The organism is Streptomyces sp. CA189 (genome assembly GCF_056428985.1).
This window is the reverse complement of record NZ_JBWJVM010000006.1, coordinates 91530-104184: the sequence shown is the minus strand read 5'-3', so window position 1 is coordinate 104184 and position 12655 is coordinate 91530. Positions and strand designations below refer to the sequence as shown.

Sequence of the window (12655 nt, the reverse complement as noted above, 5' to 3'; positions counted from 1 at the left end):
GCTCAAAGTGCCAGGTCAACCGGGATGGGGGACCCTTGGTGCTGGGGATCAGGGGACTTTCGGGCCCCAGCTCGGGACCAACGCGGCGCCAAATGATCGATCAAAAGGCGTGCAATGGATACAAGCAATGAGGCGACTCGGAAGGTGCGGGCGATGACTGCCACCCCTGCGGAAACCACGAAGAACGGCGAGGCCTGGAACGGCTTCAAGGGCGGTCTGTGGCGCGATGCCATCGACGTCCGCGACTTCATCCAGCAGAACTACACGCCGTACGAGGGTGACGACACCTTCCTCGCCGGCCCCACCGAGCGCACCACCGCCGTGTGGAAGGCGATCACGGACAAGTTCCCGGAAGAGCGCGAGAAGGGCGTCTACGACGTCTCGTACGACATCCCGTCGTCGATCACCGCACACGCCCCGGGTTACATCGACCGCGACAAGGACCTGATCGTCGGCCTCCAGACGGACGCCCCGCTCAAGCGCGCGATCATGCCCTACGGCGGCTGGCGCATGGTCGCCGGCGCCCTGGAGACCTACGGCTACCCGGTCTCCGACGACCTGGAGAAGGTCTTCACGGAGTACCGCAAGACCCACAACGCCGGTGTCTTCGACGCGTACACCCCCGACATCCGCGCCGCCCGCAAGGCCGGCATCGTGACCGGCCTGCCGGACGCGTACGGCCGCGGCCGCATCATCGGCGACTACCGCCGCGTGTCGCTCTACGGCGTCGACCGCCTCATCGCCGTCAAGAAGGAGGAGAAGGAGGAGATCAACTCCCTCCCCGCGGGCAACCGCTCGCTGGAGGAGACGATCCGCCTGCGCGAGGAGCTCTCCGAGCAGATCCGCGCCCTCGCCGAGCTCAAGGCGATGGCCGCCTCCTACGGCTACGACATCTCCGGCCCGGCCACCACCGGCCGCGAGGCCATCCAGTGGCTGTACTTCGCGTACCTGGCCGCCGTGAAGGAGCAGAACGGCGCGGCCATGTCGCTCGGCCGCACCTCCACCTTCATCGACGTCTACCTCCAGCGCGACATCGAGGCCGGCCTCCTCACCGAGGAGCAGGCCCAGGAACTGGTCGACGACTTCATCATCAAGCTCCGCATCGTCCGCTTCCTGCGCACCCCGGAGTACGACGAGCTCTTCTCCGGCGACCCCACCTGGGTCACCGAGTCGATCGCCGGCATGGGCGAGGACGGCCGTCCGCTGGTCACCAAGACCTCGTTCCGCTACCTCCACACCCTCTACAACCTCGGCCCGGCCCCCGAGCCGAACATGACCGTCTTCTGGTCCCCGCAGCTTCCGCAGGGCTTCAAGGAGTTCTGCGCCCGGGTCTCGATCGACACCTCCTCGGTGCAGTACGAGTCCGACGAGCTGATGCGCCCGCGCTTCGGCGACGACACGGCCATCGCCTGCTGCGTCTCGGCGATGCCGGTCGGCAAGCAGATGCAGTTCTTCGGCGCCCGTGTGAACCTCGCCAAGACCCTGCTCTACGCGATCAACGGTGGCCGCGACGAGAAGTCCGGCGCCCAGGTCGGCCCGTCCACCGGCGCCCTCACCTCCGAGGTGCTGGACTACGACCAGGTCATGGCCAAGTTCGACGAGCAGATGGAATGGCTCGCCGACACCTACGTCCACGCCCTGAACGTCATCCACTACATGCACGACAAGTACGCCTACGAGCGCATCGAGATGGCGCTCCACGACCGCGACGTGCGCCGCACCATGGCCTGCGGCATCGCCGGCCTCTCGGTCGCCGCCGACTCGCTGGCCGCCATCAAGTACGCCAAGGTCACGGCCGTGCGCGACGAGACCGGCCTCGCCACCGACTACACCATCGAGGGCGACTACCCGGCCTACGGCAACAACGACGACCGTGTCGACTCGATCGCCGTGTGGCTGGTCGAGGAGTTCATGAAGAAGATCCGCAAGCACCCGACGTACCGCGAGGCCGAGCACACCCAGTCGGTGCTGACCATCACCTCGAACGTGGTCTACGGCAAGAAGACCGGCAACACGCCGGACGGACGCCGCGCCGGCGAGCCGTTCTCCCCGGGCGCCAATCCGATGAACGGCCGCGACACCCACGGCTACGTCACCTCGGCGCTGTCGGTCGCGAAGCTCCCGTACGAGGACGCCGAGGACGGCATCTCGCTGACCAACACCGTCACCCCCGACGGCCTGGGCCGCACCCCCGAGGAGCGGATCAAGAACCTGGCGGGCGTCCTCGACGGCTACATGGCGGTCGACGGCTTCCACATGAACGTGAACGTGCTCAACCGCGACACGCTCATGGACGCCATGGAGCACCCGGAGAACTACCCGCAGCTCACCATCCGCGTCAGCGGATACGCGGTGAACTTCGTCCGCCTCACGCGCGCTCAGCAGCTCGACGTGCTGAACCGCACCTTCCACGGCTCTCTCTGACCTCTCGGAGAGACCCACGAGCACGCGCGGCCCGGGGCCGGCCCTCACCCGGCCCCGGGACCGCGCGTCACCAGATCAGTCCACGGAATCTGGAAGCTGGAGCACCTGCCATGACCGTCCTCTTCGGTACGAGCCTCCCCGTCGGCCACGCCAACGCGATCAGCGTGAGCGCCGGCCAGACGCCCGCCGCCGCCGCGACGCAGCGGCCGAGCGAGGGCACGGTGCACTCCTGGGACCTGTCCACCGGGGTCGACGGCCCCGGGACCAGGTTCGTGACCTTCCTGTCCGGCTGCCCGCTGACCTGCCTGTACTGCCACAACCCCGACACCATGCGGATGCGCAACGGCAAGCGCACCTCGGCCGACGACGTCATCGGCGAGGCGCGCAAGTACACCAAGTTCATCTCGGCCTCCGGGGGCGGCGCCACCATCTCCGGCGGCGAACCGCTGCTCCAGCCCGTCTTCGCGGGCGAGCTGCTGCACCGGATGAAGAACGACCTCGGGCTGCACACCGCCCTGGACACCTCCGGATTCCTCGGGGCCCGCGCCACCGACGCGCTGCTGCGCGATGTGGACCTGGTCCTGCTCGACATCAAGTCCTGGGACCGGGAGACGTACAAGAAGGTGACCGGCCGCCCGCTGGAGCCGACCCTGGACTTCGCCCGCCGTCTCGCCGGCCTCGGCAAGGAGGTGCACCTGCGGTTCGTGCTGGTGCCCGGACTGACCGACGCCCGGGAGAACATCGAGGGCGTCGCCGCCTTCGCCGGCACCCTCGGCAACGTCTCGCGGGTCGACGTGCTGCCCTTCCACAAGCTCGGCGAGAGCAAGTGGGAGGCGCTCGACATGAAGTTCACCCTCCACGACACGCCGTCGCCGACCGCCGGCCAGGTCGCCGAGGCGAAGGCGATCTTCGCGGCGCAGGGACTGAACGCGGTCTGAGCCGCGGCCCCCTCTTCGAGCCCTCACTCGAATGGCACACCCATAAACTCGGCATAACGGGCTGAATCGGTACAGACCACCTAGCGTGGTGCTGTGTCCGAGCCCTCAGATGTCATCGACGCCGCGCCGCCCCCACCGGCGCCCGAGACCCCGCCGCCGGCCGGGCGGTCCGTCACCGCACGGGCCACCCTGGCCGGCACCGTCGTCTCGCTCCTGCTCATCCTCGCGATCGTGCTCGGCAGCCGGCTGCTCCGGGACTTCGACTCGGCCCTGCTGCCCTACGCCGTGGCCACCGTCTTCCTGGCCTTCGGCGTGGCCTACCGGTACACCGTGTGGGTCTCGGCCCCCGGCGCGCGGCGCCTCTTCAAAAAGGGCATCGGCAGCTTCTGGTCGGTGGAGAACTTCCGCAAGGCGCCCACCGCCCTGCCGAAGATGATCGCCACCTACCTCGGCTTCCAGAAGTTCCTCGGCGCCCGCTCGCGCCCCCGCTGGATCGCCCACCAGCTGATGTTCTGGGGCTGCCTCCTCGCGGCGGCGATCACCTTCCCGCTGACCTGGGGCTGGTTCACCTTCACCTCGGACAGCGGCGCGGGCCCCGGCTACGACATGCGGGTCTGGGGCATCAAGGTCCTCGGCTTCGACGCGCTCAGCGTCCTGGGCTGGCTGATGTTCCACGGCCTGGACATCGCCGCCGTCCTCGTCATTCCCGGCGCCTCGTACTTCCTGTACCGGCGGATGAAGGACCGCGGGGCCATGACCGGCCAGCGCTTCGCCTACGACCTGCTGCCGCTGATCTGCCTGATCGTCATCTCCGTGACCGGCCTGCTGCTGACCTTCTCCTCGATCTTCCTGCACGGCGGCGGATACGAGTTCCTCGCGATCCTGCACATGGTGTCGGTGGTGTTCACCCTCATCTACATCCCGTTCGGGAAGTTCTTCCACATCGTCCAGCGCCCGGCGGCCGTCGGCATGCAGCTCTTCAAGTACACGGCCCGCCAGGACGAGCAGGTCTTCCTCTGCAAGCGCTGCGAGGAGCCCATCGACACCACGCCCTACGTGGAGAACCTGCGCGGCACGATGAAGGACCTGAAGCTCGACTTCGACGCCTTCGTCGAGTACTGCCCGCGCTGCAAGAGAGTGCTGCGCGGCAGCGTCTACCTGGCCCATGTCAAGAAGGGCTTCAATTGAAACCTCCCGCTCCCGGAGGAGGGGATTCCTGGCTCACGTCGCCTGGGCGGGCCAGCGGCCCATCAGGTCTTCCACGATCAGCACCAGCCGGGTTGAGACCAGCCCGGAGAGCAGCAATGCAAAGGGTGATGCGCGTGCTTGGTTCTCGCTACGCACCGCCCGCGAATCAAGCTACTCGCTTCTGTCGTGGCGCGAGCCCGATTCCCGAAGACGGCGCAATTTCCCGGAGGCTCAAGTGACCGCGACGGACTCCTCGAAGAGGGCCCCGCTGCCCATCGACCCCTCCATCGCACCGCCCGGCACCCGCAACTTCCGCGACGCCGGAGGCATCCCCGCCGACCAGTGGCACGCTGACCAGAACGGCGAGACCCTGGTGCCCACCCACTGCTGCTTCTGCGGGGTGCAGTGCGGGATGTACCTGCGCGTGGACAAGGGCGGCAAGGTCTTCGGCGTGGAGCCCCGCAACCACGACATCAACCGGATGCGGCTGTGCCCCAAGGGCATCAACGCCTACCAGCAGGTCAACCACCCGGACCGGCTGACCGCCCCGCTGATGCGGCGCTCCCGGGACGAGGAGTTCAAGGAGTGCTCCTGGGACGAGGCCCTTGACTTCACCGTCTCCGAGATCCGGCGCATCCAGGAGGCCCACGGCAACGACGCCTTCGGGCTGCTCGGCGGAGCCAGCCTGTTCTCCGAGAAGACCTACCTGGTCGGTAAGTTCGCCCGGGTCGCGCTGAAGTCCAAGCACGTCGACTACAACGGCCGCCTGTGCATGGTCAGCGCCGCCGGGGCCAATAAGCTCGCCTTCGGCATCGACCGGGCCGGCAACCCCTTCTCCGACATCCTCCTCACCGACTGCCTGCTCATCGCCGGGTCGAACGTGGGGGAGTGCTTCCCCGTGATGACCCAGTACCTGTGGGGCGCCCGGGACCGCGGAGCCTCGCTGATCGTGGTCGACCCGCGCGAGACGGCCATCGCCCGCACCGCCGACATCCACGTCGCGCTCAAGCCCGGCACCGACTCGGCCTTCTTCAACGCCGTGTTGAACGTGGTCATCGCCGAAGGCCTCACCGACGAGGCCTACATCGCCGCGCACACCACCGGCTGGGACGAGGTCAAGAAGACCGTCGCCGAGTACCCGCCGTCCCGCTCCGCGGAGATCTGCGGGGTACCGGCCTCGCAGATCGTCCAGGTGGCACGCGTCTTCGCCGGCGCGGGCAAGGCCATGGCCTGGCACGCCCGGGGCATCGAGCACCATTCCCAGGGCGTCGAGAACTGCCTGTCCGTCATCAACCTGTGCGTGGCCACCGGCCACATCGGCAAGCCCGGAGCCGGCTACGGCACCATCACCGGCCAGGGCAACGGCCAGGGCGGCCGCGAACACGGCCAGAAGTCCGACATGCTGCCCGGCGGCCGCTCGATCACCAATCCGGAGCACCGCAAGCAGATCTGCCAGATCTGGGGCATCGAGGAGTCGGAACTCCCCACCGCCGGCACCTCCATGATGGAGATGGTCTGGCAGATGCAGCGCAAGGAGATCCGCGGCCTCATCGGCATCTGCAACAACCCCTTCGTCTCCCTCCCCAATTACGCGGTGGTCAAGGACGGCTACGACACCGCCGAGTTCCACGCGCAGTTCGACTTCTTCCTCTCCGAGACCGCGGCCAACGCGCATGTGGTCTTCCCCGTCACCACCTGGGCCGAGGACGAGGGCGTGATGGCCAACGCCGAGGCCCGCGTGGTCAAGCACAACAAGGCCCAGGAGCCCCCCGCCGGAGTACGCACCGACACCTGGGTCATCTGCGAGCTCGCCCGACGGCTCGGCGCCGGGAAGCACTTCGACTTCCCCGGCTCCCGCGAGGTGTTCGAGGAGCTGCGCGTCGCCTCCGCCGGCACGGTCAATGACTACTACGGCATCACCTACGACCGCCTCGACGAGACCGGCGGGATCGCCTGGCCCTGCCCCTCCACCGAGCACCCGGGCACCCCCCGGCTGTTCGAGGACGGCCGGACCTACCACCCCGACGGCAAGATCCACATGCAGGTCGTGGAATGGCATCTGCCCATGGACGCCTACACCGAGGAATTCCCCCTCTCCCTCACCACCGGCCGCACCGTCGCGCACTTCCTCTCCGGCAACCAGACCCGCAGGCTGGGCGCCCTCGTCGAGCAGACCCCCCGCCCCTGGGTGGAGGTCCACCCCTCGCACGGCTTCCGCAACGGCGAACCGGTACGGGTGGTCACCCGGCGCGGCAGCGAGGTGTTCCCGGCCCTGGTCACCGAGGCGATCCGGCCCGACACCGTCTTCATCCCGTACCACTGGCCCGTCCCGACGTCCGCGAACGCCCTGACCATCGACGCCCTCGACCCCCGCTCGAAGATCCCCGAGTACAAGGTCTGCGCCGCCCGGATCGAGGCCGCCGAGCGGGTCGACGAGGTGCCCGCCCCGCCCACCGCCCCGGGGCGCGAGGCCTATCCGGAAACCCAGGTCTCCCGCACCGACCCCCTGCCCCCCACGGCCCCGCAGGGCCGTGGCACGGCGGAGAGGAGCTGACCCGCCATGATGGGCCGCACGATCTTCATCGACCCGGGTCGCTGCATCGGCTGCCAGGCCTGCGTATCGGCTTGCCGCGAGTGCGATTCGCACCGCGGCAAATCGATGATCCACCTGGACTACACCGAACCCGGCGTGTCCGTCGCCTCCCTCCCGAGCGTCTGCATGCACTGCGAGGACCCGGTCGCGCCCTGCGCCGAGGTCTGTCCCGCCGACGCGATCCTGCTGACCGCCGACGGGGTGGTCCAGCAGGCCGACACCACCCGCTGCATCGGCTGCTCCAACTGCGTCAACGCCTGCCCCTTCGGCATCCCGAAGATCGACCTCCAGGCGAAGCTGCAGATGAAGTGCAACCTCTGCTACGACCGCACCTCCTACGGCCTCGCCCCGATGTGCGCGACCGTCTGCCCGACCGGCGCCCTCTTCTACGGAACCCTCGAAGAGCTCCAGGCGGAGCGCCCCGGCGTCCAGGTCGCCGACTCCTTCGTCTTCGGCGACGTCGTCGTCCAGACCGGCGTGGCCATGGTCGTCCCCGCCGACAAGGTCCAGTGGCCCGTCCCCGGCGGCCTGCCCGTCGTCGAGATCAACGGAAGGGACGTCCGATGAGCGTCACCGAGCAGCCCCCTCCGCACCCAGGGAGTCAGGGCGACGGCCGTGCGGACGGCGGAGCGGCCGCCGACGCCGCCATCGAGCAGCTGCGCGACCGGATCAGCGCCGACTCCCTCACCACCCGCCGTGACTACCTGCGGATCGTCGCCACCGTCTCCGGAGGCCTGGCCATCGGCGGTGTCGGCGTGGCCGCCGGCATCCTGCACCGGCACGGCGACAACGAGGGCCTGCCCGACCCGAAGAAGGTCGCCGACCGGCTGGCCCCCGGCCAGTCCGTGGCCTTCCGGTTCCCCGGCGAGGACGACCGGGCCCTGGCCGTGCGCCTCGGGGACGGCTCCCTCGTGGGCTACTCCGCCGTCTGCACCCACCTGGCCTGCGGGGTGCTGTGGCGCGAGGACCGGGGCGCCGACGGGGAGCTGTACTGCCCCTGCCACGAGGGTGTCTTCGACGCCCGCACCGGCGAGGTGACGGCCGGTCCGCCGCCGCGCCCGCTGCCGAGGATCTACCTCACCGAGCAGGGCGACGGCAGCGTCTGGGCCGTCGCCACCGCCCGGTCGGGGGAGCCGGCCAAGGACGCGCTCTGCCGGCAGTTCGGCGACACCCACCCGGAGGAGTCCGCCCGCCTGGGCTGCCCCGGCTCGGCCCGGGCGGCCACCACCGAGAGGAGGCCCACATGAGCGAGACCCCGCTGCCGCCCCGCCCGGAATACCACCCGGGCAGTGCCCAGCCCCGGCTCAACCGCCCGGTGCAGGAGAGGTATCCGCAGATCCGCTCCACCAGCGGGTACGGGGACCCCCGGATCCGGCACACCGGCCCCGGCCCGGGAGCCGGCACCGAGCAGGAGCCCGAGCGCTCCTCGCGGCTCAACGCGCGGCTGGCCCTGGCCCTCACGGTCGTGATCGGCCAGCTCTGGGCGCTCACCGTGACCGTCAACGAGTGGATGAAGGGAAACACCGGCACGGCCTGGTGGGGAGCGGGATTCCTGATCCTGTCCTTCCTCGTCGTGGTCGGACTGTGGCTCCTCGACCCGAAGGACCGATGACCATGTCGATGCCCACGCCGACTCCGTCGGCACCCCGCAGCCACCGTGCCGAGAGCTACAAGCCCGGGGCCACGATCGCCGACTGGCGGCCCGAGGACGAGGGTTTCTGGCAGAGCACCGGGCAAAGGGTCGCCCAGCGCAACCTCTGGGTCTCGATCCCCGCGCTGATGCTCGGCTTCGTGGTCTGGCAGGTCTGGTCGGTGACCGTGGTCAAGCTGAACGACGTCGGCTTCGGCTTCTCGAAGTCGCAGCTGTTCTGGCTGACCGCCATCCCCGGCATCACCGGCGGCACCTTCCGGATCCTCTACACCTTCATCGGGCCGATGTTCGGCGAGCGGAAGTTCACCGCCTTCAGCACGATCATCCTGGTCGTCCCGATGCTGTGGCTGGGCTTCGCGCTCCAGGACACCGGTACACCGTACTGGGAGCTGGCCCTGATCGCGGCCGTGTGCGGCATCGGCGGCGCGAACTTCGCCTCCTCGATGGCGAACATCGGCTTCTTCTTCCCCAAGCGGGAGAAGGGCAGCGCCAACGGCCTCAACGGCGGCCTCGGCAACCTCGGCGTGAGCGTGGTCCAGCTGGTCGCCCCGCTGGTGGTCACCGCCGCCGTCCTGGGCGCCCCGGCGGGCGGACCTCAGCACGACGGGAAGAAGAACACCGACATCTGGCTGCAGAACGGCGCCTTCCTCTGGGTGCCGCTGCTGGTCATCATGGCGCTGGCCGCCTGGTTCCTGATGAACGACCTCAAGGTGGCCGCGGCCCCCTTCAGCCAGCAGAAGATCATCTTCAAGCGCAAGCACAACTGGCTGATGACCTGGCTGTACGTCGGCACCTTCGGGTCCTTCATCGGCTTCGCCGCGGGCCTGCCGCTGCTGATCAAGAACAACTTCGAGGCACAGGGCTACCAGGCCACCACCTACGCCTGGATCGGCCCGTTCGTCGGGGCGCTCACGCGCTGGGGCGGCGGCTGGCTCTCGGACAAGATCGGCGGAGCCAGAGTCACCCTGCTCTCCTTCGTCGGCATGGCGGCAGCACTCGTCGTGGTGATCTTCGCGCTTCCGTCCGGAGGGCAGGAGGGCCACTTCTGGTCCTTCTACATCGGCTTCCTGGTGGCCTTCGCCTTCTCCGGGCTGGGCAACGGATCGACCTTCCGGCAGATCCCGGTGATCTTCCGCGACCAGCACATGAAGGTGGCCGAGGGCAAGGGTCCCGAGGTGCAGGCCGCGGCGCTGAAGCAGTCGGAGATGGAGTCGGGAGCCGTCACCGGCTTCTCCTCGGCCATCGCGGCCTACGGCTTCTTCTTCATCCCCGCGATGTTCGCGGCCATGGCCGTCACCAACGCGCTGTGGATCTTCATCGGCTTCTACGTCACGTGCCTGGTGGTGTGCTGGTGGTTCTACGCCCGCAAGGGCGCCGAGGCTCCCAGCTGAGCGGGGCCGGTGGCGTGGGCGGCCGTACCCTGGAGGCATGAGCGACGCCCCCGCCACCGACCCGCACGCCCCGAAGCCCGCACGGCCGGAGCCCGCGGCGCAGTCCCAGCCGAAGTCCCAGCCGAAGTCCCCGCCGAAGCCGCGGCTGGACTTCGGCGACCCGCTGGACCAGCAGTCCTCGGACGACACCGACCGGGGCTGGGGCGAGCGGTCGCCCGCCGGCGGAAGCGCGGCCGACCTGGCCCGCTTCCTCGACGAGAAGCCCCCGCACCACGTCTGACCGGAGGGCCCTCCTAGAGCCGCGGGCTCGGAGCGTCGGAGTGGACGCTCCCGCCACCCGCGCCGCGCTGGGCGATCAGTTCGTCGCGGATCTCCTTGAGGACCACCAGCTCGGTGATCTCCATGGTCTCCTGGACGCCTTCCTTCGCCTTGCGGCGCTGCTCCACCTTGGCGAGGTACTTCGCCATCGGCAGGACCATCAGGAAGTAGACGACCGCGGCGGTGATCACGAAGGTGAGCGTCGCGTTGAGCACCGAGCCCCACATGATGTTCACGCCGGTGGGCTCGCCCTTCGCGTCGATGCCGCAAGGGTCCTTCAGGCACGAGGAGTAGACGTCCAGGTTCTTCGTGCCCATGGAGCCGACCAGCGGGCCGATGATGCCCTTCACCACGGAGTTCACGATGTTCGTGAACGCGGCACCGATGACCACGGCTACCGCCAGGTCGACCACGTTGCCGCGCATCAGGAAGGCCTTGAAGCCCGCCAGGACGCTCTCCTTCTTCTTCTCGCTCACCACTGAGCCTTTCTTCGTATCTGCCGAACATGGAGCCAACGGTTCCGAAAGCTACGGCAGTTTGGCCCGGGGGTGTCCAATCGACCCTCACCCCGCGGTGACTTGACCGGACGTTCGTGCGATTCAACACAACGTCACCGCCAGTCGGGACACGGTCCCCGCCCCCACGAGAGCCCGCGCGGTGTCCCGGGGGACGGACAGCACCACCAGAGCCCCGCCGTCCCCAACACCCTGCTCCGGAACGGGTACTTCGGCCACCCGGGCCCCCGCCGCCACCACCCGGGGCGGCCCTCCGCGCTCGGCGGCGACCACGTCCACCCGGTCCCCGGGCCGCAACAGCCGCACCGTCGCCGCGTCCGCGATGCGCACCGGCGCCGACACCAGCCGTACCGCCGCCGGAGGCGGCTGCGCCGCGGGCGGTACGGAGCCCCGCGAGGCCCGCGCCTCGGTCCCTCCCACCGCCAGCACGGCCGCCACGACGGCCAGCCCGGCCGCGGCCCCGCGCCGCCGGCGCCGCACGGCCCTGCGCAGCCGGTCCCCGGCCCGCCCCACCCGGAGCGGGGCGAAGAGGGGAACGGAGCGCGCGGGGGGACACGGAGCGGAAGAGGGATGCCGGGGGACGGGGGAGGGGCGCACCGGGGTGTGGGCGTGGGGTGAGGAGAGGGGAGAAGGGGAGGAGAGGGAGGAGAGGGAAGGGACGCGGGAGTTCGCGGTCATGACGGCCACCACCTGGCGCAGTGATTCCTGGGTCCGGAATCCGGTCCCAGCGCCCGGACCCAGCGCCCGGACGTCCCTCACGATCCGCCGTCCCGCCGGATCCCGCTCGGCCCTGTGGAGGATCCCCAGCTTGTGGATATCCCCGTCACTCGCAGGAGTTACCGACCCGCCGCGATCCTCCGCAGCGCCGCCACCGGATCCGCGGCCCGGGTCACCGACCGCCCCACCACCACGTGCGAGGCCCCGGCCGCGAAGGCGGCCCACGGGGTATCGGAGCGGGCGTGCCCGCCGGCCTCCCCGCCCGGCAGCGTCACACCCGGTGTGACGATCAGCCGGTCCGGCCCCAGCAGTCTCCGCAGCGGCCCGGCCTCCCGGGGAGACCCGACGACCCCGTCGCATCCGGCCTCCGCCGCCAGCCGGGCCAGCCGCAGCACCTGCTCGTCGGTGCTCGCACTGACGCCGGAGCCGGAGCCGGAGCCGGAGCCGGAGCCAGCGCCGGAGCCGGCGCCCGCCCCGGAGCCGGAGCCCGCCGCCCCGGAGCCGATGCCGACGTCGGCGAGGTCGCTCCCGGTCATGCTCGTGACCACCGTCAGCGCCAGCACCCGTAGCCCCGGGAAATCCCGCGCGGCGTCCACCGCGGCCGCCATGATGCCCGTACCGCCCATGGAGTGGACGGTCACCACGGACACGCCCAGCGCGCCCGCGGCGCGCACGGCGCCGGCCACGGAGTTCGGGATCTCGAAGAGCTTCAAGTCGAGGAAGACCTCGTGACCCTGCCCGACGAGCCCGCGTACGAGGTCCGGCCCGGCGGCGGTCAGCAGCTCCAGCCCGACCTTGTAGAAGCTGCAGGCGCCCCCGAGGCGTGCCACCAGGCCCTCGGCGGCCTCGCGGCCGTCGAAGTCGAGGGCGACGATGATCCGGGGGTCGGCGGTGTCGTTCATCCCGCCAGTGTCCGGGGC

At 69.9% G+C, this 12655-nt stretch carries 12 protein-coding genes; 9 read left to right on the top strand and 3 right to left on the bottom strand.

Annotated elements, in window-relative coordinates:
- Positions 1–153 precede the first annotated feature (153 nt).
- The 9 genes from pflB (at position 154) to AC061S_RS07200 (ending at position 10465) form a co-directional block, all read left to right on the top strand.
- A complete protein-coding gene (pflB, locus tag AC061S_RS07240; RefSeq protein ID WP_478685000.1) occupies positions 154–2424 on the top strand; it encodes a formate C-acetyltransferase in 2271 nt (756 codons plus the stop codon).
- A 110-nt stretch (positions 2425–2534) separates the two neighbouring features.
- Positions 2535–3362 (top strand): pyruvate formate-lyase-activating protein, encoded by an 828-nt coding sequence (gene pflA, locus AC061S_RS07235; RefSeq protein WP_478684999.1) that lies wholly within the window; start codon positions 2535–2537, stop codon positions 3360–3362.
- 93 nt (positions 3363–3455) lie between these two features.
- Complete coding sequence (locus AC061S_RS07230; RefSeq protein WP_478684998.1) at positions 3456–4550, top strand: MFS transporter; 1095 nt, start codon at positions 3456–3458, stop codon at positions 4548–4550.
- 235 nt (positions 4551–4785) lie between these two features.
- Entirely contained in the window at positions 4786–7104 is a 2319-nt protein-coding gene (locus AC061S_RS07225; RefSeq protein WP_478684997.1) for a molybdopterin oxidoreductase family protein, read from the top strand.
- Positions 7105–7110: 6 nt separating this feature from the next.
- A complete protein-coding gene (locus AC061S_RS07220) occupies positions 7111–7710 on the top strand; it encodes a 4Fe-4S dicluster domain-containing protein (RefSeq protein ID WP_478684996.1) in 600 nt (199 codons plus the stop codon).
- Positions 7707–8390, top strand: a complete 684-nt coding sequence (locus AC061S_RS07215; protein ID WP_478684995.1) for a QcrA and Rieske domain-containing protein — start codon at positions 7707–7709, stop codon at positions 8388–8390. The genes AC061S_RS07220 and AC061S_RS07215 overlap by 4 nt, the downstream gene beginning before the upstream one ends.
- Positions 8387–8755 (top strand): hypothetical protein, encoded by a 369-nt coding sequence (locus tag AC061S_RS07210; RefSeq protein WP_478684994.1) that lies wholly within the window; start codon positions 8387–8389, stop codon positions 8753–8755. The genes AC061S_RS07215 and AC061S_RS07210 overlap by 4 nt, the downstream gene beginning before the upstream one ends.
- A 2-nt stretch (positions 8756–8757) precedes the next feature.
- Positions 8758–10185, top strand: a complete 1428-nt coding sequence (locus tag AC061S_RS07205) for a NarK family nitrate/nitrite MFS transporter (protein ID WP_478684993.1) — start codon at positions 8758–8760, stop codon at positions 10183–10185.
- Between the two features lie 37 nt (positions 10186–10222).
- On the top strand, positions 10223–10465 hold the full coding sequence (locus AC061S_RS07200; RefSeq protein ID WP_478684992.1) for a hypothetical protein: 243 nt from the start codon (positions 10223–10225) through the stop codon (positions 10463–10465).
- Positions 10466–10478: 13 nt separating this feature from the next.
- On the opposite strand, the gene mscL is transcribed toward AC061S_RS07200, so the two are convergent.
- From mscL to pyrF, 3 genes are all read right to left on the bottom strand, one after another.
- Positions 10479–10982 carry a large conductance mechanosensitive channel protein MscL gene (gene mscL / locus AC061S_RS07195; protein WP_478684991.1) on the bottom strand — a complete coding sequence of 168 codons (504 nt, stop codon included), beginning with the start codon at positions 10980–10982 and terminating at the stop codon, positions 10479–10481.
- Positions 10983–11102: 120 nt separating this feature from the next.
- On the bottom strand, positions 11103–11696 hold the full coding sequence (locus AC061S_RS07190; protein WP_478684990.1) for a hypothetical protein: 594 nt from the start codon (positions 11694–11696) through the stop codon (positions 11103–11105).
- Between the two features lie 158 nt (positions 11697–11854).
- Positions 11855–12637 carry an orotidine-5'-phosphate decarboxylase gene (gene pyrF, locus AC061S_RS07185; protein ID WP_478684989.1) on the bottom strand — a complete coding sequence of 261 codons (783 nt, stop codon included), beginning with the start codon at positions 12635–12637 and terminating at the stop codon, positions 11855–11857.
- Positions 12638–12655 lie beyond the last annotated feature (18 nt).